The organism is Sphingobium sp. Z007 (genome assembly GCF_900013425.1).
Lineage (GTDB): Bacteria > Pseudomonadota > Alphaproteobacteria > Sphingomonadales > Sphingomonadaceae > Sphingobium.
This window is the reverse complement of the sequence record NZ_FBXK01000001.1, coordinates 913,876-938,782: the sequence shown is the minus strand read 5'-3', so window position 1 is coordinate 938,782 and position 24,907 is coordinate 913,876. Positions and strand designations below refer to the sequence as shown.

Below are 24,907 nucleotides of genomic sequence, written 5' to 3'. Positions count from 1 at the left end.
TCAGCCCGGCGTAGCGCGCGGGCGTGCCGCAGTTCCGGCCTGGTAACTACGCATCCGGAAGGCCCACGATGGCGACCGCACTGACATTCTGGTTGGGCATACCGCCAAGGTTGTGCGACAGGGCGAGCCTTGGGGGCGTGCTGCGCTGGCGTTCGCCCGCGCGCCCGAGCAATTGCAGATAATTCTCGTAGATCATGCGCAGTCCCGACGCGCCGATCGGATGGCCAAAGCATTTGAGTCCGCCGTCAATTTGGCAAGGCACCTTGCCGTCGGCATCGAAGAAGCCGTTGAGCACGTCCTTCCAACCCTCGCCTTCGGGACTGATGTAAAGGTCTTCCATCGTTACTAATTCGGTGATCGAGAAGCAGTCGTGAACCTCGATTAGGCTGATTTCGTCTCTCGGGTTGGTGACACCAGCCTCGTCATAAGCCTTGACGGCGGCGGTACGCGTGGTGTGGAAATAGCTTCCGTTCCAGACCGTGCCCTGGCTCTCCCACCCGTTGGAGGTGACGATTTGTAGCGCCTTGACTGTTACCAGGTCCCGCTTGCCCAGCGTACGGGCGATCTCGGGTGTCGTGACGATCGCGCAGGCCGCGCCGTCGGAAACACCGCAACAATCGAAAAGCCCCAGCGGATCGGCAATCATCGGCGCGTTCATGACTGTGTCAATGTCGATCAACTTGCGCAAGTGTGCTTTAGGGTTTTTCGCACCATTGGCGTGGCTCTTTACCGAAACATGTGCCATCGCCAGCTTGAGGTCGTCCTTCGACACCCCATGCGCGTTGCGATAGGCCGCAGCGAGCTGGGCGAAATTGCCGGGTGCAGAGCCAGTGACGCCGATCATGTCGAAGGTCGACCCGCGCGTGCGCACCGGCAGCCCGCCATAGCCGGTATCCTTGAGCTTCTCGACCCCGACCGCGAGCGCAATGTCGGCGGCACCCGATGCGACGGCATAGACGGCGCCGCGAAACGCCTCGGTGCCGCTGGCGCAATAATTCTCCACCTTGGTGACGCCGATATTGGGCAGGCGCAGCGCGGTGGCGAGCGGGATGCCGGACGGGCCGATATTGACCGCGTCGAACGCCACGCTCAGCCATGCAGCGTCGATCTGTGAGGTGTCGATGCCCGCGTCGGCGATGGCTTCCTGAAAGGCCTCGACGGCGAGCTGCTCGGCGTCCTTGTCCCAGCGTTCGCCAAACTTCGCGCACCCCATGCCGAGGATTGCGACCTTGTCCTTGATGCCTTTAGCCATCGGATTACTCCCCCGCTGCCGGTTGCTGCACCGGCACGGCTTTCCAGAAATACTTGATGAAATCGCGTTTCTCGTCGACCGCCTTGATGCGGAACATCATCTTCATCGCCAAGCCGACCTCGATGCTCTCGGCATCGACATCGGCGAATTCGGTAAACATCCGCCCGCCGCCCTCGAAATCGATCATGCCATAATATTGCGGCGGGGCAGGCGAATAGGTCAGGCTGTCGGCGGTGTAGGTGACGATCCGCGCCTGCTTTTCGGCGAGCGGATAATCTTCCTGCGTGCCAATGGCACGGTCGTTCGGATTGACGCTGATTTCCGAGCGCGGGAACTGGACGGTCCCGGTCTTAGTGCAGCGCCCGCCGACCAGACCAAGCACTGTCTTGCGGTTGCGGAACAAGGTTGTGCCGGGCTGCTTTTGGTCGGCCTCGGCACGCATGCCACGGTCGAGATCGAGCAGGCCGCGGTGGAACAGGAAGCGCAGGTAATTCTCATCCGCCTTGCCGCGCGCAAGCGCGCCGGAAAAGCCGTCACGCCTCGGCAGGTTAGCGATGGCTTCGGTCGTCTCGAACAGCAGCACGTCGCAACCCTGTCCGAAGCCGACCAGCATGATCGTCTCGCCGGGCCTTGCCTGTTCCAGCGCCGCCGCCAGCATCAGCAGCGGATGGGCAACTCCACTGTCGCCGACGTTCGGCGCAAGGGTATCGGCAACGGCGGCGGCGGGCACGCCAAGCTTTTTTGCAAGGCCTTCGGGCACGCCACGCACGGTGATGGGGATCAGGAGGCGGTCGATCTTCGCCGGATCAACGACAAGAGTTTCGATCGCAGCGGCGAGCGCATCGCCGAGGAGCATGGAGTAGCCCTCGTCCCGGATCCAGCGGCTTTCCCACGTATAATCGAAGTCGGCACCCGATGCTCGGAAATGGTCGACGAAGTCGAGCGTCACACTGTGTGACCCGATAAAGCGCGCAATCGGATCGCCAGCGCCAACGAGTATCGCGGCGGCAGCGTCGCCCTGGACCAGTTCCCCTTCTGATGCGGGACGCGCCTTGCGCAACTCGGACGCGACGCAAAGCTGCGTTCCCCCGTTTACTCCGGCGTTCAGCGCCTGAATAAGCGACGATGTGCCAGCACGCTGGCTTCCCGCGACGTCCAGCGCTGAGATGCTGTCCGACAAAGTCAGCGCTTCTTTGACTATACCGCTGTTTAGCCGATCGGCAAAGGGGTGGGTGGTCGAGGCGAGCGACAGCGCTGTGACTGTGCCGCGGTCAAACCCGGTGAGGCAATCGCGCGCCGCCTCGACTGCCATCGTGACGCTGTCCTCATCCCAGTTGGCAATCGCACGCTCGCCCATCGCGAGGCCTTTGAGGCCGGCCGCAAACCAAGCGTTGGCCGCGAATATCGCCGAACGTTGCAGCCGCAAGCGAGGTATGTAGGCGCCATAGGAAAGGATTCCGGAATCGGCGTTCATGATGGTGCCATCTCCGCATAACCGTTGTTGAGAACGACCACACTGCGCTCCTCAGCAGTCGCTCGGAAGGCGGCGCGGTCGCCATCCTCACGCCAAATTTCTACCCTGATCGTCTCCCCCGGAAAGACTGGGCTCGAGAAGCGTACATCCATCCGCTTAAGCAGCGTTGGATCGTTACCGCATAGAGCCGACAGAACAGCGCGGCCCGCAATGCCGTATGTACACAGGCCATGTAGGATTGGACGCGGGAACCCTGCTGCGCGCGCCACGTCCAAATCGGCGTGCAGCGGATTATAATCGCCTGACAGCCTGTAGATCAGCGCCTGTTTCTCATCGGTGGGCAGCTTCACGACATGGTCAGGTGCGCGATCGTCCGGGAGCGGACGGGGGCGAGGAGCGCCATCGGCCTGGCCGCCAAAACCGCCGTCGCCGCGCAGGAGCAGAGTATTGCGCACCGTCGCGAGGTGTATACCGGTAGAATTCTCGATACGACGCGAGGTAAGTATGATCGCGCCCTTGTCCACGCCCTTATCGAAAATGGCATCAATGCATGTACGGCCCAAAAGATCGCCTTCTGTGGGAAGTGTCGCAAACAGTTCAACCGAGGTCTCACCATGAAGGATCTTCTGCCATGAAATGCCGTAAGCAGGATCCTGCCAGAAGAAGCCGGGATAGGCGAGTACCACTGCCATTGACGGCAGGGCCTGCAACCCCTTCTCGTACACGAAGCGCAAATCATCAGCACCCACACCCAAAGCGTATAAGATCGTGTCACGTTTGGTGAAGCTGTGCCGGGTTTCCTGAGGCGGTAGCTGTAGCAGTCGATCCGGGTCGAGCGCCACCTCAGATAGGATCCCAGCTGAAAATATCTGTCGATCTCTGCAGCGGGTGGAAGCTGGGCTTAAGCGCAGGCAGCAATTCGCTCGCGATCGTCTCGACGGTCCAGCCGTCGGAGCGGTGTACAGAGCGGAGCGGACGCGGCACGCTGAAAAGGAAAATCTCGTTCTTTCTAACCGCAAATATCTGACCGCTCACATCTTTCGATGCGTCGCTGGCGAGGAATGCGGCAAACGGCGCGATCTTTGCCGCCGACATCGACTTCATTCGCTCGACGCGACGCTTGTCGTCCTCGGTCTCGGCCTGGATCGTGCCTATCATTCGGCTCCAGGCAAAGGGCGCGATGCAGTTTGAGCGTATGCCAAAGCGCTGCATGTCGAGCGCAATCGAGTTTGATAAGCCCACAATGCCCAGCTTCGCGGCGGAGTAATTCGCTTGACCAAAATTGCCGATCAATCCTGACGTTGACGTGAAATGGATGAATGCCCCGGAGCCCTGCTCCTTGAAGTGCGGCGCAGCAGCTTGCGACACGAGGAAGCTACCATGCAGATGAACGTCTATCACGGCGCGCCATTCGGCCTCATTCATTCGGTGAAAAATGCGGTCGCGAAGGATACCGGCGTTGTTCACCACGGCGTCGATGCGTCCAAAGGTGTTGACCGCATCCTCGATAATCGAAGCCGCGCCAGACGAATCAGTGACACTGGCGAGATTAGCGCACGCCTTGCCGCCCGCCGCCTCGATCTCGGCAACCACTTGTGATGCGGGACCCGCATCCTTGCCTTCGCCCGAAGAGGAAGTTCCAAAATCATTGACTACAACGCAGGCACCTTCGCGAGCGCAAAGCAACGCGATCTCACGACCAATCCCTCCTCCCGCGCCAGTCACAGCAACGACCTTATCCTCAAGCATTCCCACCCTTCGCATCTCCCTGTATTGCCGTGGCTCTCCCTCAAGCTCGGCCGAATCCTCATGCTAGCCAAACGCGGTTCAAAGCCAGCGCCATGACCACTCCGTCACCGAGCCACGGATGCCGACCGCCATCATTCCGCCGGTTGGATTGTCGAGTCTCTAGATTGACGATAGGCTAGATGAGATGCGATGTTTTCTGGCTTGAGCCCGAATGCTGTCTGCCTGCTGATGTCCTGACGGTTGATCTCGTCATATTTAACGAAATAGGCCCTGTGCATCCGGTAGAAAGGAATTTCCGGATAGAGATGATGGATCAAGTGGTAATTCTGATAGACCAGCAATGGCGTCAGCAGCCATTCCCATCCATAGCGCATCGTTGTCGCCATGTAGGGCTGCTCGTCCTGCGCGACCATAGCCGGATAGTGCGGCAGAATCACGAAAACCACAGCAATCAGGAATAACGTTATGCGCGAGGGCAGGAACCATAGCATGAACAGTTCAAAACCAAATCCAAAATAGATCGCACCTACGAACAAGGAGAGCAAACCGCTATAGAACAGGACGAGTTCTTTCCCGTGTCTCTTGCGAACGCTCTGGCCTCGTTTCAGGAAGTAGTGGATGTACGCACCATCAAAAAACGTCCAACGGAAGGGCACCTGCCACCAAGGCGATTCATGCTCGAAGCGATCGGGGTCGAGTGGACCATTGGCGTAACTGTGATGCTTGTTGTGTACCCAGCGTAATAGCACCATCGGCGCATAGGGGAACAAGAAGAAGAGCCCGATCGCCCCAATCGACTCATTCAGCCATTTTACTCTCGAGAGAGAATAATGCGCTGCGTCGTGTATTACGCTGAAAAGTAGGTAAGTGATCAAGCCGTTGGCAATGGTGCCAAGCCAAATGGGCATCTTCCCCGTCAAGGAGAGATACCAGACGCAGCCGATACCGCCCATCGAGGCGACAAACAACAAGGCGGTTGGCAGCGCCAGCACTGGAGGCTGGCGAAGTTGCTCAAAATATTCTTGCTGGCTTTTTGGAAAAGCACTCGCAACCATGCCACGTCTCCCGAATTCTTACTTGTTGATGGGGGCAGCCAATCAAGTTTAGCACCCCGTCTGCCAATTGGCCAATTACGGTCCGCGCGTCCCAATTTTGGCTGTCGTTCAACAGCTTTAGCTATAGCAGGTGTTGCATAATATGCAACACCTATCACCGGATCGTCATATCGGATAGACCAAATATCGTGGAAGCACAGAGGTATCGAGCTCAGCCCGCCGCGACAATAGCTTCAGCCCGCCATTCTTTTGTTGCCGCACGCTGTCAAGATATTGGCCTGCGGCAAGCACCTGGGTGATGCCACTGTCTTTAGGCGTCATGAACACGGAAAAGTTGGACCGCATTTCCAAAGTGGCTGTATCGGCTCGATGATAGCTGGTCAATTGCACGAAATGACGTGTACGATAGTCCTGAAATGTGCCGACCCAAATGTCATTTACGAAAGTGACGCGATCCTCGAGCCTCGCCCGGCAGTCGTCGTACATAAAGCCAAGGGCAAGTCCGTGCTCTGAATTTTCCGCCGAACGGCAGAAATACGACGCATTCTCCTCGTCCGCGTAATTATCAAGCCATCTCTGCATATCTTTGCTATCAAGCGCGTCAGCATCCGCTAGCAGAACGGCATTGAGCGCCGCTTCAAGCGACATATCTGTCTCTATCATGCCGTCGCCCTCTCGAAACCCATGACCGACCGATAATATTCCCAGCGCGGCAGATTGCCGCTCTCGTCGTTTTGAAGGAACTCCGATTCCAGCTTCAAAGGGTCATGCACTCCCTTTTGGAAGATGGCAGAGCCGGGCGTATGATTTCCGATATGGATGCGATGGAAAATCGAGGCATCTTCCATGCTGATCAGGCCGCATGGCCCCAGCAGGTTTGAACTTTGCCGCAGTCTGTGCCGAACCATGTCCTCGTCGTCATCCTGATGCGCGAAATAGGCATAGTGGACCTCGACCGTCTCAGCATCGATTGGTGTCGCAAAACGCAAATTAATGACATCAAGATGCTTCGTCGAAACAAAGGTGGGAAAGAGAGAAACGATCCGTGAGCCGACCGCCGGATCCTGCCCTTTGAATTCGATCAGCGATTTGTCTTTCAGCACAGTGGGCCCGGTTGCCACAGAAAGCGCAGATTCGAAACAAATGTGGCCGCGTTTTGTTGCTGTAAACTGGCGACCGTTGCCGCCTTGCCAGTTAAGCATCTTGAACGCCTGATGTAGCAATGGGGCATGATAGCCATCATTGTCGGTGTACGACTTCCAGTTCGTATCATAGCGCACTTTCTGGTAGCCGAGCAGTTTGAGACGCCCATCGCCTGCTAGCAGTTCGCGCAACGTATTCTGCGACTCTCCAAGATATGCCAATAGCGGCTCGGTTTCTGATGAGAGCGTGACGAAAACAAGCCCAAAAAAAATGTCAAACCGCGGCTGGGCAAGCGGATAGTCTGCTTTGTTGAAGCCGGGAAGAAATTCCCGAGGGTTCGGACAGCCGACCAGATTGCCTTTCGAATTGAACAGCCAACGGTGATAGGGGCATTCAAATTCGGTCTTGTTGCCCATGACCGCCGTTTCGAGTTGATTGCCGCGGTGCGAGCACGCGTTATAAAACACCCGCACCACGCCCTCGACGTCGCGCCCGATAAGCAGTGGCACACCCGACAATCGGTATGTCTTGAAATCACCTGCGTTAGGCAATTCACTTTCATGAGCGACCGGATGCCATTCAGTACCGTGGAAGATACGCTTGACCTCTTCCGCGTATATGTCCTCTCGGACAAAAGCCTCTTTTGGAACTTCATTGTAGTTTTTTGGCCAGGACAACTTCATTTCGGTCATCGCTCTCTCTCAGTTATCACGCTTATCTTATTTCTCGGCTTCGAGCGCTCTGCCGAGATCCGCCCACATAATGCCCGATTTACGGGCACCTTCCAGGAACGGTTCGGGACATAGATGATAGGGCGGGCGCACCGGACCAGCTTTCATCCACCCACCTGCATTCATCCGCGCCTTTTCAAGCGCGATGTTGTACGTTGAGAAGTCTTTGAAACTCCCATTAGGAAACAGCGGCGCTGCGGTAGGACCGAGCAGCGCCTGAAAGGCAAGTGCCTCCTTCCAGTTACCGGTCGAGCGCGCGTTCAACACTACATCGCGCAAGGTAGTGGTTACCAACGGGCAACATACAGCACCACTCGACCAGAATGCGTCGATCGAATCGTCCATGCGGGCCGCAGCATAGTAGTCGAAGTCGATCGGCAAAAGCTTTATGCGGCCCCGGATCGTTGCAAGGTCTGCCAGTAGATTGCCGACACCGATATATTTCGCTGTTACGACCTGAGGAATATCAGCCACCTGACCCCAGAAGGAGCGCGAAAATTCGAATTTGAAGGCTTCGGGATTGGCATAGATCGCTATGTTCATCTCTGGTACGGCTTCAGCGACATCCTTGTAGAACTGGACTGCAACCTCAAGACTTGGCGCGCACCACATAGGAACTCCAAGCATTGTACCATCCGCACCGAGCTCTAGTGCTTGCCGGGTCAATGTTACGGTATCGCGGGTATTGAGACAGGTTGTGCCGACAAATATTGGCACTCGACCGGCTGCGGCATCAACCAGCGCCTTTATGAAATCGAGCTTTTCCCCGTGAGTCATAGTCGCCGCTTCGCCAAGCGTCCCCATGCTGAGTATCCCGTTTATACCCGCCTCTACCAGGCCATTTACAACGCGAGCAGTTTCATCGAGATCTACGGTATTCGTCGCTCTCCAATCCGACGCATTATCCTTCGCCGGAGTGGGAATAATCGCCCACGCACCTGTCACCTCACTAGGGGTCATAAGTCTATGGGTCATCTTCGTGGCGCTCCTAACATTTGGTCCGATGATGCAGCCGAGCTGCTGGACGTTATTCATTGTGTAATGCTTTGCCTTGCATGACACAAGGCGAGAGGATAAACAAGGGCAGCGCGATACGGCTTTTCGGTTCGTTGCGTGAGCTCGCTAAGGATGGACGCCCTAATTATGACTTCGACAAGACGGTTCGATAAACAAGTCGCAGTCGTGACGGGTGGAGCGCAGGGGATCGGGCTAGCCACTGCCACACGCATGGCGGAAGAGGGTGCGATCGTAATCATCGCCGACCGCGCCGTTGAGGCTACGCGGGCTGCGGTCGAACGGCTGCAGACCAGTGGCGCGAATGTCCACGCCGCCAACTTCGACCTAGAGACTTGCGAGGGGGCCGTCGAACTGTACCGGCTGGTTGCCGATCGCTTCGGAAGAATCGATGTGGCGGTTCACAACGTTGGCGGTACTATTTGGGCCAAACCCTACTGGGACTATACATCAGACGAGATCATAGCTGAAATAAACCGGTCATTGTGGCCGACTCTTTGGTCCTGCCACGCCGTTTTACCGTTTATGTTGGCAGCCGGGCGCGGTTCCATTGTCAACATCGGTTCTGTCGCCACGCGCGGCGTAAACCGGGTGCCTTATGCTGCGGCCAAGGGTGGGGTCGCTGCATTGACTGCCGCTTTATCGCTTGAACTGGAAACGAGCGGAGTTCGCATCAACTGCGTTGCGCCGGGCGGTGTCAATGTGACGCGTGTAACGCCACGCGATCCTGTTCCGATGACCGATGCTGTGAAATCAGGCTTTGTAAAGGTCATGGAGCAGACCGTGCGCGACACCCCAATGGCTCGGTTCGGCGAACCCGAGGAACTCGCCGCAGCAATTTGCTTTTTCGCCTCTGAGGAAGCGTCCTATATCACCGGGCAGACTCTATTCGTTGCAGGCGGAGGGATCGGATAAGAACCCTCAGCTTAGCCAAAAAATGGCTAAGCTGCCTGCTGGAGCAATTCGCGTAAAGACACGCCTGTATCGCCTAGCCGATCCGCGCCGGCGCTCAACCGACGTTCGACAAGTCGCTTGCCTATCCCCATATCAGCGGCCCTGTTGACGGTGAGGACGCCGTCAATGATTTTGTCTGACAGGAAGAAAGCAACGAAAGCGTTGCTTTCGATATCCCCGCGAACGACGATTTCTGCCTGCACCGGAATTTGTCCCGAAAACTGAATGTTCAAATCGAACTGATCGCTCCAATACCACATCGGCTTACAGTAAGCGACCTCATGGCCCAGCATAGCCAAGGCCGCAGCCTGAGCTTGGTCGACCGCGTTCTGATATGTTTCCTGCCGGAAGCGTCCGCCAAAAAAACCATCCTGCTCGGCCACATCACCTGCGGCAAATACCGCCGGATTACTGGTCTGGCATCGACGATCGACAACGATCCCGTTGTTCACTGTCAAACCTGCGTCAATCGCAAGAGACGTTGCGGGAATGATCCCCACTCCGACAACGACAGCATCGCAGGGGATGAGAGTGCCGTCGTCTATCTCGACAGCGGAGACACGCTCGTTCGCGAATTTGAATCCCGTTACGCCTCGGTTGAAATGAGTTTTGACGCCTCGCTTGCGGTGCTCATTGCCGAGCCACTGCCCGAACCGCTTGCCAAGCGCCCGCTCCATCGGCGCCGCCAACGGCTCAACTACGGTCACATCACAGCCCAGCTTGATCGCACTAGCGGCCACTTCAGCGCCAATCACGCCCATCCCCACGATGACGACCCGCGCCCCCGGCCGAAGATCGACGGCCATTCTGGCGGCGTCTTCACAAGTGCGCAGATAATGCACGTTGGAGCATTCAGCGCCTGCTAAGTTGAGCTTGCGGGCGTGTCCACCGGTCGCTAGCAGTACCTTGTCAGCGATGACCATCTGCCCACCCGCCAGGCGCACTCCGCCCCCGGTCAAATCCAGTGATTCGACCCGTGTATTAAGCAGCAGATCGATCCTGTTCTGGGCGTACCATTCTTCATCCTGCAGGAAAAAATTGGCTGGAGCTTGGGAAGTATTCCAAAGGAACTCCTTTGATAAAGGCGGCCGTTCGTAGGGCCTCAAAGGCTCCTCACCGATCAGCGATATCCGACCGTCGAATCCAGCCTGCCGCAGCGCCTCTGCCGCTCGCCCACCAGCGAGATTGGCACCTACTATCGCTACCGATCGCACTTATTACCTCCCAGTTCGATGGACACATCCATACCCTAATATCTATTCTAATATGTATCTACCATTGCACATTATACAATTGGTTAAGAAGCGTCAACAGCAGCATCAGTCGGGTCGGTGCATTTTCTCGAGCTTGAAGGCAAGTTGCCGACGTGTCAGCCCCAAATCTCTGGCCGCTTGAGCAACGTTGCCACCAGTGGCTTCAACTGCAGCCTGTACGATGACACGTTCTATCGACGCAAGCGTTTCACCCTTTTGACGCATCAAGCCAGCAAGCTGCTCGATCGATGGTGTCTCTTCCTGCTGCGCATCCGCTCCGACGAGGTGGCCCTTCTCGTTCAAAGCAAGTCCGCTTTTGACGTGCAGCCGATCAGACCCGATGAAAATATGCCCCAAGTCAATAGCACCAGCTTCGTCGGCAAGGAGAACGGCGCGCTCTACCATTCTCTCCAATTCCCTCACATTTCCCGGATAATCATGCATCAGCAGCGCGTTAATCGAGCGCGCTGTGAAACCTTGAACTGCACGCCTGTGGCGCCTGGCATATTTGGCCCGGAAATGTTCCATCAAACGCGGAATATCTTCCCTGCGCTCCCGCAAGGGCGGAACACGTATCGGAAGCGTAGAAAGGCGGAAATACAGATCGGGCCGGAAGGCACCCGCAGCCATAGCAGCCTCTAGATCAATATTCGACGCGGCGATAAGGCGGACATTCACATGGATTGTCTTGGTGTCTCCTACCCGTTCGAATTCGCCCTCCTGAACTGCCCGCAAAACTTTGCTTTGGGCCAATGGCGAGAGCATCGAAATCTCGTCAAGAAACAGCGTGCCGCCGTTGGCGAGTTCGAAGCGCCCCAGCCGGTTGGCCACGGCTCCTGTAAAAGCCCCCTTGGCCACGCCAAATAGTTCCGCTTCGATCAAACCTTCAGGAATCGCAGCACAATTCAGAGCGACAAAAGGCGCATCTCGACGAAGGCTAAGTTGGTGGGCCATCTTGGCAAACACCTCCTTGCCGACGCCGGTTTCCCCCAGGAACAGCAGACTGGCGTCGGTTCCCGCCGCCCGCTCGATTAGATTACGTACTGCGTGAAAGCCCGCAGATACGCCGGCGACAAAGTCAGTTTCTGGGCATTGACCTCCAGCCGACACGAGCGGAACCGCGGCCCTTTCCGTATCCTCCAGGCCGGACCATTCGGATTCTGGTTTAGCATGGAGCACGCAGACCGGATCACCCATCCCCTGACACTCGATTTCGCGCATGATTATCGACTGTCCAGCAAATGTACTGGCAAACCCGCTGGCGAAACCGGTCTGCAACCAGCACACCGGATCGGCGTTGATCCCTTCGGTAGCAAGGTGGATTCCCGCCTCGATCGAATCGTGGACCAGGAAACGCCCTTCGAAATGGCCGCTTGCAAGGTCGCTGTCCAAAGTTTCGATTTCGGTCCAGCCGAACCCGGTCAACGCATGAGCCTGCGGACCCACTGAAAAGGCTTCGAGAAAATCACGGTTGGGCCGAAGATTTTTTGCCTCCACGGCACACCGCGCGCCTTCCGCGAAACCTAACTCCCAAAATAGCTGCCGCGCGCTGGCGAGACCCAACTGGACGACCATCGCGTTCCGCAACATGGTCAGCGCCGAGTTACTGAGCAAAACGCAACGTTCGCTGTCACGCCAGATGCGGCCCTGTTCGGGCGAGAACCGCAGTCGGCTTGTCAAATCGGCATATGTGGGGAGATGCTTCATGGCTCGTCATAACATATATGGCCACTGGCTGCCATAGAAGTCCCAGCATTCGACAAATATGTCGATATTTCGGGTGGCTGCGATACCCCATCTGCGCAATCTTCCTGGAAATACGCTGTTCCATGATTTGGCACGGTTCATGCTAACAACACTTGGAACAGGCGTCGGAGCGCGCTGACCGCGAGAATCTGACGGCGGCCATTGGGAGAGGGAAGACAGAATGGATGTTTCCGGACTGGTCGATACGGCAACGGGCCGTCAATCGCGGGCGATATATTCGAGCGAGGAACTTTACCGGCAGGAGCTCGAACGCATCTTCGGGCGGTGCTGGCTGTTCCTCGTGCATACTAGCCAGATTCCTGAGGCTGGCGACTATTTCCGTACCTTTATGGGCGAGGACGATGTCATCGTCATTCGCCAGAAGGACGGAACGATCAAGGCCTTCCTGAACAGCTGCACGCATCGCGGCAACAGGATCTGCCGCTCCGACCGAGGAAACGCGAAGGCGTTTACCTGCAATTATCATGGCTGGTCGTTCGCACCGGACGGCTCGCTCAGCGCTGTACCGCTGGAGAAAGAAGCTTATTTCGGTGAGTTGGACCGCAGCAGGCTGGGCCTTGTTCCCGTGGCCCACGTTGCTGAGTATAAAGGCCTCGTCTTTGGCTGTTTCGATGCGGATCCGCCTTCACTCGAAGACTATCTTGGCGATGCAAAATTCTTCCTCGACGTCTGGCTCGATGCAATGCCGGGTGGAACGTCACTCGTCGGTGAAACCCAGAAGATGGTGCTCGCCAGTAATTGGAAGCTGCCAGTAGAGAATGTCTGTGGCGACGGCTATCATCTCGGCTGGGCGCACGCCGGGGCGATGAGGGCGGTGCAGTCTCTGGATCTTGCCGGTCTTAGCGTCGGCAATTCGAGCACGGATCTCGACGGCGGGCTTTCCGTTGCCGGGTTGAACGGCCACATGGCCCTGACCTCCCTCGACGGGGTTTCTGGCTATGCCTTCTACCCCAAACCAAAGCCAATGCTGGACTATCTTGAATTCAATCGTCCACAGGTGATCGAACGGCTGGGCAAGGTGCGCGGCGAGCAGCTCTGGGGTTCGCAGATCAATATCACGATCTTTCCCAACCTGCAGTTCCTGCCGGGCCTCAACTGGTTCCGGGTCTATCATCCCAAGGGTCCGGGCCAAATCGAGCAGTGGACCTGGGCTATGGTCGAAAACGACATGCCCGCCGAGATACAGGCGGCGATCCTGGACAATCAGTGCCTGACCTTCGGCCTGGCCGGCCTCTTCGACAACGACGATGGCGATAATCTTGCTGCCTGCACCGAACAGTCCCGTGGATGGCGCACAGCGCAAATGGACGTGTTCACCAACATGGCGCTAAACCGTTCAGGGCCGCGCGAAGGTTTCCCCGGCGACATCGCCGCCGGATTGGTGAGCGAGCACAACCAGCGTTATTTCTACCGCCGTTGGCAGGAACATATGCAGGCTGACAACTGGGCCGGTGTTCCCACCTACAACATCAATTCAGTGGTCGCCGAGGAGACAATCAATGCTTGAGTCGGGCGTCGCTCCGATGTCCACGGAGAGTGTCACCGGCCTGACTCAGCGCCTGTACCACGAAGCGCGTCTGCTCGACGCGGAGCGCTTCGAGGATTGGTTGGAATTCATGTGCAACGATGTGACTTATCGCATGGAGCTCAAGAGACGGCGGTTCCGGGCGGATCGTTCGCCGCCCGCGGCGGTTGGCGTCGGCGTCGTTTTCAACGAGAATCTTGCGCGGCTCAAGCTGAGGATCGATCGCCTGCGCTCCGGATTTGTATGGGCTGAGGATCCGCCAAATTTTGTGCGCCGCGTCGTTTCAAATGTTGAGGTCGAGCGCGCGGATGCCGAAAACGAGGCTATCGTGCACTCGGTGATCGTCATCCATCGCAACCGCATCGACGGCCTGACAAGGGTTCTTACTGCCGGGCGCTCCGATCGTTGGCGTATGCATGCCGATGGCTGGAAATTGGCGGCGCGCGAAATAGCACTTGATCACGCGGTACTGCCCGACAGCAACATCAACGTATTTTTCTAACATGTAATCATTGAGAGGAGAATGACATGCGCATTGAGCGGATCGGTCGTGAGCCGGAGTTTTCGCGTTACATGAATCTCAAGGAAGGCTGGCTCGATCGCAGGATCTTCAGTGATGCGGATATCTATGAAGAAGAGCTCTATCGTATCTTCGCACGGTCCTGGCTGTTCGTTGCCCATGAGAGTCAGTTGCCTAAGGCTGGCGATTTCCTGACAACCCACATGGGTGAGGATGGCGTAATCGTCGCGCGACAGCCCGACGGTTCGATCAGGGTGTTCTTGAATTCCTGTCCCCATCGCGGCAACAAAGTTTGCTTCGCCGATGCAGGTAACACCCGCCGCTTTGTGTGCAATTATCACGGCTGGGCGTTCGATACTGCTGGCGATCTGAAAGGCATGCATGAGGAATATTGTTACGACGACAACGATATTGATCGCCGTAAGAACGGGCTGAAGCAGGTTGCCAGGGTTGGCAGCTATAAGGGGTTGGTGTTTGCGACGTTCGCCGAGGACGGTCCTAGCCTAGATGCTTGGCTGGGCGACTTCCGCTGGTATCTGGACATGCTGCTCGACAACGAGGACGGCGGCACCGAACTGATCGGCGGCTGCATCAAGTCAGTGATGAACGCCAACTGGAAGTTTGGCGTCGAAAATTTCATCGGCGACGCCTACCATGCTGGATGGACGCATGATTCAGGCTGCCGCTCGATGAACAACGGCGAGCCCTTTCCGCCGATCGATATGGAAAATTCCTACCATGCCAGCGTCAATGGCCATGGGTGGGAGTTTGGCACCGAAGGTGTGGGCGACCTGTTCCTGCTGGGCCGACCGAAAGTTCTCGAATATTATGAGAGAATTCGCCCGAAGATGGCCCAACGGCTTGGTGAAATGCGCTCAAAGATCTTCGGATCGGTCGCTTCTGCCTCGATCTTCCCCAACGTATCGTTCCTGCCAGGTATTTCGACCTTCCGGCAGTGGCAGCCCAAAGGCCCTATGGAATTCGAGCTTAAGACTTGGGTGATCGTCAACAAGACGATGCCTGATGACATCAAGGATGAAATCACAAAGGGGGTCATGCAAACCTTTGGCCCGGGAGGCACGTTCGAGATGGATGATGGTGAGAACTGGAGCAACTGCACCACCGTAAACCGTGGTGTAATCACGCGTCACGAACGCCTGCACTACCGTTGCGGTATTTCACGCCAGATCGACCATGATACGCTTCCGGGTATCGTTTACCGCGGGCAATATAACGATGCCAACCAGCGGGGCTTTTACCAGCGGTGGCTCGATATGATGGAGGCCGACAAGCTGGACACGATGCCCCAACGGCCGGAACCTCGCCTTTCCGGCGTTGGCGATACACGCAATCTCCCCGGCCTGTTCGCGCTCTGAAAAGGATCACTGCAATGATACAGAATGCTACATTGGAACGTCCAACCACTGGACAGAGCGCCTCCGTTGAACAGACGCATAGTTTGACACAGACGCTATACCGCGAAGCGCGGATGCTCGACGAAGAAAATTACGTCGATTGGGTCAAGCTGCTGGCCGACGATTTGCTTTACCATATGCCTGGCATCGAGACTCGCTATCGCCGTGACAAAACAGACCAGGTCAAGGACTTGACCAGGATGGCCTATTATAATGATAATCTTACCGAAATTAAGAAACGTCTCTCTCGATTGGAAACAGGTACTGCCTGGTCCGAGGATCCCGCCACGCGTTATACTCACATCATTACAAATGTTGAGGTAGAACTGACCGCAATACCCGGCGAGTACCAGGTTTTCTCCAACTTCTATGCATATCGCAATCGTAATGAACGCGAGGAAGACTCGCTGATCGGCAACCGTATCGATATCTGGCGTGAAGTAGAAAATAGTTTTCAGTTAGTGATGCGTCGTATCATTCTAAAGCATAATGTTCTCCTCAGTAAAAATCTTAACATCTTTCTCTAATCAGCCTATAGCTTACGGTATTAAGCAAGCTGTGCTGGTCGCCGTTAACAAAATTGATGATGACGGGATGATTTCTGACCGCCCGATTCATTCCTTTGGTCTGAATTGTTTGCTGTCTTTCGGATGGAGAGATGAAATGGACGCACTGCGATATTATCTGGTGCCTATGGTTACACTCGCGGCCATCGCCGGATTTGTCCTTGGCGGGCCATTTGTGTGGCTCGGCATTGGTACATTCCCTGTGCTCATGCTGCTGGACATCGCCTTGCCTAGTGATCGCAAGATGCGCGTGCGCGGCATATCGGCCGCTGCGGATTTCGCTATCTACTTGCATTTTCCGCTGATGATTGCGCTCTATCTCGCTTTTGCCTACTCTGTTGAATCAGGCTCCAACCTAATTTGGGGGGCACCGAGTTCATCCTGGCAATTGGCTGGGTCGATCGCCAGCCTTGCCTGGCTATCCTCGGTTCCCACCTTGCCCGTGGCGCACGAACTCATGCACCGTCGGCACTGGTTCCCGCGCGCTCTCGCCAAGGGGCTTAGCGCCTTTTACGGCGACCCCAATCGCGATATCGCGCATATCGTCACCCATCACGTCCACCTAGACACGCAGAAGGATAGCGACACGCCGCCCCGAGGGCAGACGATCTACAGCTTCGTCCTTTCGGCGACGTGGGGTTCTTATCGTGATACTTGGGAAAAACAGGGCGAAATGCTATCACGCATGGGCTATTCGACGTGGAGCTGGCGCAACGCGATGTGGCTACTCCCAATCCTGCTTGGCACAATTGTTGGCGGGGCAACCTTACTCGCGGGGCCTGTTGCTGGTATCGCCACTGCCGTCGCCATTTTTCTCGCCAAAATGTTGATCGAAGGCTTCAATTACTTCCAGCACTACGGGCTGATCCGGATTGAAGGCGAACCAATCGCCAAGCATCATGCCTGGAACCATCTGGGCATGATCTCCCGTCCGATCGGGGTGGAGATTACAAACCACATCAACCACCACCTCGATGGCCACACACCGTTCTACGAACTCCAACCCGAGTGCGACGCGCCGCAGATGCCGTCATTGTTCCTGTGTTTCCTCTGCGGACTTGTCCCTCCGATCTGGCACCGGTTCATAGCCCAGCCGCGTCTGCAAGACTGGGATACAAGGTTCGCATCGCCCGGCGAGCGCAAGTTGGCAGATGCCGCGAATGCGCAGGCCGGCTGGCCGCAGTGGCTCGCCACTGCATGAAACCGTCCACCCCGCATGGAGACGTACGCGTTTGATTGTCTCTATGTGAACTGAGCGTCATCCTTATGGGATGACGCTCCCTTGTCTTCACCGCACCGCCCTCACTCAACATAGTAGATCCGCTTTATGTTTTCCTTCTTGAAGAAGCCCCAACGCAACAAGGTAATTTTTGCCTCGGAAGCCCGGACACTGCTGGTCGCTCAAGACAAGACGTTGCTCGAAGCCATGCTTACAGAGGGCTTGGCGATGCCTCATGATTGTAAAGTCGGGTCCTGCGGCACGTGCAAGTTCAAGCTTCTTGACGGCAAAATAAGGGAGCTCAGTCCTTCGGCGCTGGCTCTGGAACGTGATGAGTTGCTCGCTGGATACAGGCTAGCCTGTCAAGCGATACCCCGGTCAGACTTGACGATTGCACTCGACGCGCCACTGACGGTCCAGCAAACCGTGGACGACTATCGCGCAACAATCGTGTCAGTTCCTCGGCTTTGCCCTGACATTATCAATCTTACGGTCGAGCTGGACCGGCCGCTTTCCTTCGTCCCTGGTCAGTATGCAGATATTGGTGCGCCGGGTGTGGATGGTCTACGAAGCTATTCGTTCGCTTTCGCTCCCATAGCAGGCTCGACCCGGAACTTGCAATTCCACGTCCGCCATGTCCCGGGCGGCGCGTTCACGGACTGGCTGTTCGCAGATGATCGGGTCGGGGCTTCTTTGACGTTGAGAGCACCCTATGGCGCGTTCCACTTGAAGCAAAGCGCAGCGCCCATTCTGTGCATTGCAGGCGGCAGCGGCCTTGCGCCTATCATCTCCATATTACAGGAAGCACTTGCGCTGGGGGCGACGCGGCCGGTAACGCTTCTTTATGGCGCAAGAACCCGGACCAACCTTTATTGTCTTGATGAAATCGGGAGACTCAAGGCCACCTGGAGGGGGCCATTCGATTTCATCCCGGTGCTTTCTGACGAGGCGGCCGATAGCCCTTGGCAGGGCGCCAGAGGTCCGGTGACCCAGCAGATTGCTGAACTGCCAATTGAGATGCGGTATGAGGCCTATCTTTGCGGACCGCCCGCCATGGTTGACCTCGCGGAAGCAGAATTACTCGAGGCCGGGTTAGCTCCCGATGCGATCTCCGCAGACCGTTTCGTGGACCGCAGCGACGTACGTTAGCCGACATGGTAGGGACCGCTCTCAAGCCCCCTGTCGATCGCGGCTATGGCAGAGGGTGACATCGAAACAAATCAGTTATCGACCCGGATCATCTTTCCAGCCAATTCCTGGACATCCACTTTTTGAGCGTTATCGAGCAGTACGGCAACACGGTTCATAGTAGCAATAACGGACGTATATTGACCGTGGGCATAAAAAGCGTCGATTGGATAAACCACCGTCTTATCGACCGGCGCCCGATGGTAGCTCAGCTGGCCAATCCCATAAATCGCAAGCCCTCCAGCTTCGGCATGCGCCATCATTCGTTCCGCACGATCTCTCGTCAGATTGCCGCCGAATTCCACGAGTTGAGGGGGAGATACCGTTGGGCCTAGATGGGTCGGCTTCCACCTAGCAGCGCCCATGACTCCCGAAATGATGAGAAGATCAGAAAATTGAAATCTCTCAGCCATGGCCGTTTCCCTCCGATGTGCTTGCTATTAACGGCCTTAGGCCAGTTGTATGCTGTTCAACCTTGAGGGCGCTTACCGATGCCGATGCCGCCATCGCTAAGCAGCACCGTTCCGGTCACGTATGAAGAGTCCCGCCGCGAGGCCAAGAGGGCGTACAGACCTGCGTGATCGGCAGGCTCCGCGATCCGCCCAAGCGGGGTCATTTCGGATATCAGGACGTCAAGCCCCGGCATCTGTTCCATTTTCGTGTCTGAAAAACCTCCGGTCATCGCACCGCTGAGCGGGGTGCGTGTCCCGCCCGGCGCAACACCGTTGACCCTGATGTCGGGCGTTAGTTCCCAAGCCAGTTGCTTGACCAGGCCAAGAACGGCGTGTTTCGACGCAACGTACAACGTGCCTCCCCCACCGGTATAGTAGCTCGAAGTCGAGGCGGTGAAAATGATGCTGCCCTTAACCTTCCTGAGTTCAGGAATGGCCGCCCGGGCACCTAGAAAATAGCCTTTCAGATTTACATCAAAGATTTCATCAAAGACCTTAGCAAGCTGTTCGGGCTCCTGCTGCTCTAGCGGCACCATAAAATCCCAGATCCCAACATTTCCGACAAAGACATCAAGCTTTCCGAATGCCCTGACAGTTTCCGCCACGGCGCGGGCATTGTCCGCATAGGACCGCACGTCTCCCACCACCACCACAACCTTGTCGCCGTGGCGCGAACGCACGAGTTTGGCCTGGTCTTCACCCCTGACGAGGACACCTACCCTGGCGCCCTCCTCTATATATCGGGCGACGACCGCTGCCCCGATCCCAGTTGCGCCACCGGTCAGCAACGCCACCTGTCCATCAAGCCTTGCAGACAATGCCTTCTCCTCCACCATTTACGTGTCGATCGGTCAGAAATTACTGATCGAACATACCAGTGCGACCTTCCTGCAGGTTAACCACGACCGATTTGGTGTGGGTGTAATGATTGAGTACTTCATGACTGAATTCACGACCGAAACCACTCTGTTTGTAGCCGCCCAGCGGCATATTTGCCTTAAGATTGTAATAGCGGTTGATCCACACTGTGCCGGTTTCGAGCTTACGCGCCAGGCGGTGCGCACGCATAATGTCGCGGGTCCAGATGCCCCCAGCGAGGCCATAGTTCGTATCGTTGGCCGCCTTCATCATCTCCTCCTCGTCTTTCCAACTGATGACACTGGTGACGGGCCCGAAAATCTCCTCGCGCGCGATGCGCATCGAGTTGTTGACGTTGGTAAAGACCGTCGGCATGATGAAATGCCCATCTGCAAGGCTGGCATTACGGGTGCCGCCAGTCAAAATGGTAGCACCTTCTTCGGTCGCCATATTGAGATAGCTCTCGACCTTGTCCATCTGCATCTTCGACGCCTGCGCGCCGAGTTGCGTCGCGAAATCAAGCGGATCGCCCTGACGAATGCCTTCTAGTGCCACCTTGAACTTGGCCAGGAACTCTTCCTGGATCGTTTCGTGCAGGAAGAGACGCGAACCCGCCAGGCAAACCTCGCCCTTGTTCAGCACGGTGGACATCGTCGCGCTTTCGACCGCAGCATTGATATCGGCATCGGCACAGACGATGTGAGCGGATTTGCCGCCCAATTCCAGCGTCTGCGGGATGATATTGATCGAAGCATACTGCATGATCCGGCGGGCCGTTCCCACCGAACCGGTGAACGCCACCTTACGGACGTCCTCGTGAGTGACAAGCGCCTCGCCAACGTCAGCGCCGTAACCGGTGACCACGTTGATAACGCCCGGCGGCAGAAGATCGGCCATTTCCACGAAGAATTCGATCACTGACAGGCATACCGTCTCTGCAGGTTTGAGCACTACCGTGTTACCCGAAGCAAGGGCGGGGGCAATCTTGCACGCCATCATAAGCATCGGCACGTTCCAGGGGATGATCTGAGCACAGACCCCCAGCGGCTCGCGATGAACGATGCCCACGGCGTCAGGATAATCCATGGTCTGTCCATGAAGGCCATAGGCCGCTCCGGCGAACAGTTCAAATTGGCCGATAGCCTGCGGCATGTCAAAATACATCGATTCGCGGATAGGCTTGCCGTTGTTCAGCGTTTCGAGCGTTGCGTAATGCTGATGCCGTGCCTTAAGCCGCCGGGCGACCTCTATCAGAATATCCTGACGCTCAGCGGGCGAGCTTTCCGACCACTTAGGGAAAGCGCCTTTAGCGGCAGCAACTGCGCGTTCGACATCCTTTGCATTGCCGGCCTGGATCTTGGTAAGGATCTGTCCGGTTGCAGGGTTGACTAGGTCAATTGTCTTACCGCTGTCACCGGCGATCCACTCTCCCCCGATAAAGTGGCCATATTCACTCTTGATTCCGTAGTCGTTTGTGTCGCTCTTCAACTGGGTAGCCATCGCAACTCTCCTTAGAATTTATCCAACTTCGATCAAAAGGTCACTCGCCGGAAACAATCGGCAAGCAAGAGCAAAGCCCGCTTCCCGTTCTGCCTCGGAGACTCTCGCCGTACTCATCTTACCGGTTCGGTAATCGCCATCGACGACCCTGATGCGGCAAATACCACAGCCGCCACCCCGGCAACCTACTCCTATGTCATTCTCTCCGCATCGCTCCATCGCGATTAGAACCCGTTCGTCCGCCGCACAACGGAAGTGCGCTCCGCCCACTATACGAATCTCATAGGGTTCAGGCATCACGCAATGCCGCTTCCGCGGCCTTCGCTGCAAATGATAGCCCACCCACCGCAAAATGTTCCGCTTGCATCTCCCGCAAGATAATCCGCACAGATTCACGGGGCGCAGCAATGGAACTTATCGCTGCCTCGGTAAGTGCGTGAATCAGTCGCTCCTTGTCCTCAGCCGATCGCCCTTCGAGCAGATTTACTTCGATGATCGGCATTTACGCCTCCACCCGGAACATAACAGAACCAAGCCCTTGAATTGTCGTGCGTACAGTCTGGCCCGGCGCGAGCGTTGGCGCGGCGGTGATCCCGCCTGCCATGACAATATCACCTGCCGAAATCCCTTCCCCGCCTTCGGCGACGAGCCGCGCTGCTGCGACGAGCGATCGAAGGGGGTGACCCAGGATGGCGGCGGTCGAACCGACCTCTATCACCTGTCCGTTTATCTCGACTATCACACCCAGATTCGAGAAATCCTTGGTCGGATCATTCCACGGCCCGATTACGAGGCCGGAGGACGAGGTGTTGTCGGCAATCACGTCGGAAAGCGCGAACTTGAAGTTTTCGTAGCGGCTGTCGATGATCTCCATTGCAGGTGCGATGGCTTCGACCGCTGCGAGCGCTTGAGCGGCAGTGACCCGGCCGCAGAGCGGTGCCTTCATCAGGAAGGCCACTTCCGGTTCAACCCGAGGATGAACGAAGCGTGCGCGCGACATCGCCGCACCTTCCTCGATCAGCATCGCATCGGTCAAACGGCCCCAGGCTACTTCATTGACACCGACCTGCAGCATCTTGGCCCTGCTGGTGAGCCCCATCTTGACGCCGATCCGGCGTTCGCCGCGCGCCAAGCGACGATCAACCGAGAGCTTCTGGACCTGATACGCATCAGCCACACTCAGATTTGGATCGCTGGACGTTAACTGTGGTGTAGCGTGGGCACCCAACGCCGCACCATCCAAAGTTTCCGCATATCGTGCAAGTTTATCCATGGCCATCTACCTATGCCGCTCGCGCGGAAACGAGATCGAGCGCGACATCGACGATCATGTCTTCCTGCCCGCCGACCATGCGCCGCTTGCCCAGTTCGATCAGGATCTCGCGGGTATCGAGACCATATTGCCCGGCCGCTTTTTCGGCGTGGCGTAGGAAGCTTGAATAGACGCCGGCGTAACCGAGGCTGAGCGTTTCGCGATCGACCCGGACCGGGCGATCCTGCAACGGGCGGATAATGTCTTCGGCCGCGTCCATCAGCGCCATGACATCGCATCCATGATTCCAGCCCTTGCGGTCAGCGGCGGCAATGAACACCTCAAGCGGCGCGTTGCCCGCCCCCGCTCCCATACCGGCGAGACTAGCGTCAATCCGTACAGCTCCTTCCTGGGCGGCAACGATTGAATTTGCGACACCTAATGAAAGATTGTGATGGGCATGCATACCACGCTGGGTCGTCGGCTTGAGCACGCGATCGTACGCGCGCAACCGATCGCGCACGCCGTCCATGTCGAGCGCACCACCACTGTCCGTCACATAGACGCAGTGCGCGCCATAACTTTCCATCAGCAGTGCTTGCTGGGCCAAAGCTTCGGCGTCTATCATATGGCTCATCATGAGAAAGCCCGAGACGTCCATGCCGAGATCTCGAGCAATGCCGATATGCTGCTTGGCAACGTCCGCTTCGGTGCAATGGGTAGCAACCCGCACAGAGCGAACGCCCAATGTATAAGCGCGACGGAGTTCTTCGACCGTGCCTATGCCCGGCACAAGCAGCGTGGTCAGCACAGCCCGTTTGATCACGTCGGCTGCCGCCTCGATCCATTCCCAATCAGTGTGGGCACCAAACCCATAGTTGAACGAGGTGCCATTGAGGCCATCGCCGTGCGATACTTCGATAGCATCGACACCAGCATCGTCAAGGACCTTGGCGATCGTGCGGACGCTATCGGTGCCGTACATATGAAGTATGGCGTGCATGCCGTCACGAAGGGTGACGTCCTGTATGTAAAGCTTGTCGGTTTCGGGATCGAAAGTCATGATGCCGCCTTCTCAAGGTGTTTCTGGGCAAGCCTCTCACCGGCTGCTTTGGCAGCGGCGGTCATGATGTCGAGGTTACCCGAATATTTGGGCAGGTAATCGCCCGCACCCTCGACTTCGAGAAAAACGCTGGTCTTCAGACCAGCGAACTCGCCATAGCCGGGAATTTTCAGCGGCTGATTAGAGCCGAACCGCTCGAACTGCACTTCCTGCTTGAGACGATAGCCGGGAACATAGGACTGAACGGTCGCCACCATGTCCTGCACAGACTGGCGGATCTTGTCCTCATCGACTTGATCAGTCAGCGTGAAGATCGTGTCGCGCATGATCATCGGCGGTTCGGCGGGATTGAGAATGATAATCGCACGCCCGCGGCTCGCACCGCCGACGACTTCGATCGCCTTCGCCGTTGTCCGGGTAAATTCGTCGATATTGGCTCGCGTACCCGGTCCCGCCGAGCGCGACGAAACCGATGCGACAATCTCAGCATAATGAACTGGGCTCACGCGCGACACCGCCGCGACGATCGGGATAGTCGCCTGGCCTCCGCAGGTAACCATGTTCACGTTGCGAACATGGTCATCCAGCGCGCTATCGACCGGTGGCACGAAAAACGGCCCCAGCGCAGCAGGTGTCAGGTCGACGACCAGCTTGCCGTCCTTTTGCAGGGCGGCGTCGTGCTCCTTGTGAGCGTAAGCCGAGGTAGCATCAAAGACGATGCCAATTTCTGGATAGACTGGAAGCTTGCGTAGCCCCTCGATGCCATCGTGCGTAGTCGTCACTCCTCGCTCGCGGGCCATAGCGAGACCCTCTGAAGCCGGGTCGATGCCAACCACTACGGCGAGTTCGAGCCTGTCCGAACCTTTCAGCAACTTGATCATCAGATCAGTACCAATATTTCCCGAGCCGATGATCGCACACTTCATCTTTGCCATATGCTTGTTTCTCTTCCAATCT

General features: G+C 56.9%; 25 protein-coding genes. 7 read left to right on the top strand and 18 right to left on the bottom strand.

The features are described from left to right. Positions 1-46: 46 nt before the first annotated feature. From CEQ44_RS04320 to CEQ44_RS04285, 8 genes are all read right to left on the bottom strand, one after another. Positions 47-1,252, bottom strand: a complete 1,206-nt coding sequence (locus tag CEQ44_RS04320; RefSeq protein ID WP_088189910.1) for an acetyl-CoA acetyltransferase — start codon at positions 1,250-1,252, stop codon at positions 47-49. Positions 1,253-1,256: 4 nt separating this feature from the next. After that, positions 1,257-2,678: an OB-fold domain-containing protein gene (locus CEQ44_RS04315; RefSeq protein ID WP_254913869.1), complete on the bottom strand. Its 1,422-nt coding sequence runs from the start codon at positions 2,676-2,678 to the stop codon at positions 1,257-1,259. A 44-nt stretch (positions 2,679-2,722) separates the two neighbouring features. After that, on the bottom strand, positions 2,723-3,568 hold the full coding sequence (locus tag CEQ44_RS04310; protein ID WP_088189912.1) for a MaoC family dehydratase: 846 nt from the start codon (positions 3,566-3,568) through the stop codon (positions 2,723-2,725). 1 nt (position 3,569) lies between these two features. Then, a complete protein-coding gene (locus tag CEQ44_RS04305; RefSeq protein WP_088189913.1) occupies positions 3,570-4,475 on the bottom strand; it encodes an SDR family NAD(P)-dependent oxidoreductase in 906 nt (301 codons plus the stop codon). 131 nt (positions 4,476-4,606) lie between these two features. Continuing rightward, positions 4,607-5,530, bottom strand: a complete 924-nt coding sequence (locus CEQ44_RS04300) for a fatty acid desaturase (RefSeq protein WP_088189914.1) — start codon at positions 5,528-5,530, stop codon at positions 4,607-4,609. Positions 5,531-5,695: 165 nt separating this feature from the next. Further along, positions 5,696-6,193, bottom strand: a complete 498-nt coding sequence (locus tag CEQ44_RS04295; RefSeq protein WP_088189915.1) for an aromatic-ring-hydroxylating dioxygenase subunit beta — start codon at positions 6,191-6,193, stop codon at positions 5,696-5,698. Beyond that, positions 6,190-7,365, bottom strand: coding sequence for an aromatic ring-hydroxylating dioxygenase subunit alpha (locus CEQ44_RS04290; protein WP_088189916.1), 1,176 nt, complete (start codon positions 7,363-7,365; stop codon positions 6,190-6,192). Before CEQ44_RS04290 ends, CEQ44_RS04295 begins: the two co-directional genes overlap by 4 nt. 27 nt (positions 7,366-7,392) lie before the next feature. Next, positions 7,393-8,379 carry a dihydrodipicolinate synthase family protein gene (locus tag CEQ44_RS04285; protein WP_088189969.1) on the bottom strand — a complete coding sequence of 329 codons (987 nt, stop codon included), beginning with the start codon at positions 8,377-8,379 and terminating at the stop codon, positions 7,393-7,395. A gap of 153 nt (positions 8,380-8,532) precedes the next feature. Between CEQ44_RS04285 and CEQ44_RS04280 the strand changes: the two genes are divergently transcribed. Further along, the gene (locus tag CEQ44_RS04280) at positions 8,533-9,333 is read left to right on the top strand and encodes a 1,6-dihydroxycyclohexa-2,4-diene-1-carboxylate dehydrogenase (RefSeq protein ID WP_235955284.1); all 801 of its coding nucleotides are present in this window, start codon (positions 8,533-8,535) and stop codon (positions 9,331-9,333) included. Between the two features lie 26 nt (positions 9,334-9,359). Here CEQ44_RS04280 and CEQ44_RS04275 read toward each other — a convergent pair whose 3' ends face one another. Beyond that, positions 9,360-10,586 carry an NAD(P)/FAD-dependent oxidoreductase gene (locus CEQ44_RS04275; protein WP_088189917.1) on the bottom strand — a complete coding sequence of 409 codons (1,227 nt, stop codon included), beginning with the start codon at positions 10,584-10,586 and terminating at the stop codon, positions 9,360-9,362. A gap of 105 nt (positions 10,587-10,691) precedes the next feature. Further along, positions 10,692-12,332, bottom strand: a complete 1,641-nt coding sequence (locus CEQ44_RS04270; RefSeq protein ID WP_088189918.1) for a sigma-54-dependent Fis family transcriptional regulator — start codon at positions 12,330-12,332, stop codon at positions 10,692-10,694. A gap of 220 nt (positions 12,333-12,552) precedes the next feature. On the opposite strand from CEQ44_RS04270, the gene CEQ44_RS04265 reads away from it, so the two are divergent. The 6 genes from CEQ44_RS04265 (at position 12,553) to CEQ44_RS04240 (ending at position 18,786) form a co-directional block, all read left to right on the top strand. Then, the gene (locus tag CEQ44_RS04265) at positions 12,553-13,899 is read left to right on the top strand and encodes an aromatic ring-hydroxylating dioxygenase subunit alpha (protein WP_088189919.1); all 1,347 of its coding nucleotides are present in this window, start codon (positions 12,553-12,555) and stop codon (positions 13,897-13,899) included. Continuing rightward, on the top strand, positions 13,892-14,419 hold the full coding sequence (locus CEQ44_RS04260) for an aromatic-ring-hydroxylating dioxygenase subunit beta (RefSeq protein ID WP_088189920.1): 528 nt from the start codon (positions 13,892-13,894) through the stop codon (positions 14,417-14,419). Before CEQ44_RS04265 ends, CEQ44_RS04260 begins: the two co-directional genes overlap by 8 nt. 26 nt (positions 14,420-14,445) lie before the next feature. After that, complete coding sequence (locus tag CEQ44_RS04255; RefSeq protein WP_088189921.1) at positions 14,446-15,813, top strand: aromatic ring-hydroxylating dioxygenase subunit alpha; 1,368 nt, start codon at positions 14,446-14,448, stop codon at positions 15,811-15,813. 14 nt (positions 15,814-15,827) lie between these two features. After that, positions 15,828-16,379 carry a 3-phenylpropionate/cinnamic acid dioxygenase subunit beta gene (locus tag CEQ44_RS04250; RefSeq protein ID WP_088189922.1) on the top strand — a complete coding sequence of 184 codons (552 nt, stop codon included), beginning with the start codon at positions 15,828-15,830 and terminating at the stop codon, positions 16,377-16,379. Between the two features lie 31 nt (positions 16,380-16,410). Continuing rightward, positions 16,411-17,619: an alkane 1-monooxygenase gene (locus tag CEQ44_RS04245; RefSeq protein WP_303394772.1), complete on the top strand. Its 1,209-nt coding sequence runs from the start codon at positions 16,411-16,413 to the stop codon at positions 17,617-17,619. 138 nt (positions 17,620-17,757) lie between these two features. Beyond that, on the top strand, positions 17,758-18,786 hold the full coding sequence (locus CEQ44_RS04240) for a 2Fe-2S iron-sulfur cluster binding domain-containing protein (RefSeq protein ID WP_256960018.1): 1,029 nt from the start codon (positions 17,758-17,760) through the stop codon (positions 18,784-18,786). A 71-nt stretch (positions 18,787-18,857) separates the two neighbouring features. Here CEQ44_RS04240 and CEQ44_RS04235 read toward each other — a convergent pair whose 3' ends face one another. Genes CEQ44_RS04235 through CEQ44_RS04200 form a run of 8 tightly spaced genes read right to left on the bottom strand, consistent with a single transcriptional unit; the run spans position 18,858 to position 24,885 of the window. Further along, the gene (locus tag CEQ44_RS04235; RefSeq protein ID WP_088189925.1) at positions 18,858-19,238 is read right to left on the bottom strand and encodes a hypothetical protein; all 381 of its coding nucleotides are present in this window, start codon (positions 19,236-19,238) and stop codon (positions 18,858-18,860) included. A gap of 56 nt (positions 19,239-19,294) precedes the next feature. Further along, complete coding sequence (hcaB, locus tag CEQ44_RS04230) at positions 19,295-20,113, bottom strand: 3-(cis-5,6-dihydroxycyclohexa-1,3-dien-1-yl)propanoate dehydrogenase (RefSeq protein WP_239018997.1); 819 nt, start codon at positions 20,111-20,113, stop codon at positions 19,295-19,297. 22 nt (positions 20,114-20,135) lie between these two features. Beyond that, positions 20,136-21,635 carry an aldehyde dehydrogenase gene (locus tag CEQ44_RS04225; RefSeq protein WP_088189926.1) on the bottom strand — a complete coding sequence of 500 codons (1,500 nt, stop codon included), beginning with the start codon at positions 21,633-21,635 and terminating at the stop codon, positions 20,136-20,138. Between the two features lie 18 nt (positions 21,636-21,653). Continuing rightward, entirely contained in the window at positions 21,654-21,932 is a 279-nt protein-coding gene (locus CEQ44_RS04220; RefSeq protein ID WP_088189927.1) for a 2Fe-2S iron-sulfur cluster-binding protein, read from the bottom strand. After that, the gene (locus tag CEQ44_RS04215; RefSeq protein WP_088189928.1) at positions 21,925-22,137 is read right to left on the bottom strand and encodes a 2-hydroxymuconate tautomerase; all 213 of its coding nucleotides are present in this window, start codon (positions 22,135-22,137) and stop codon (positions 21,925-21,927) included. Before CEQ44_RS04215 ends, CEQ44_RS04220 begins: the two co-directional genes overlap by 8 nt. Beyond that, the gene (locus CEQ44_RS04210; protein ID WP_088189972.1) at positions 22,138-22,908 is read right to left on the bottom strand and encodes a 2-keto-4-pentenoate hydratase; all 771 of its coding nucleotides are present in this window, start codon (positions 22,906-22,908) and stop codon (positions 22,138-22,140) included. Between the two features lie 10 nt (positions 22,909-22,918). Beyond that, entirely contained in the window at positions 22,919-23,950 is a 1,032-nt protein-coding gene (dmpG, locus tag CEQ44_RS04205) for a 4-hydroxy-2-oxovalerate aldolase (RefSeq protein ID WP_088189929.1), read from the bottom strand. Further along, positions 23,947-24,885 (bottom strand): acetaldehyde dehydrogenase (acetylating), encoded by a 939-nt coding sequence (locus CEQ44_RS04200; protein ID WP_088189930.1) that lies wholly within the window; start codon positions 24,883-24,885, stop codon positions 23,947-23,949. Before CEQ44_RS04200 ends, dmpG begins: the two co-directional genes overlap by 4 nt. Positions 24,886-24,907 lie beyond the last annotated feature (22 nt).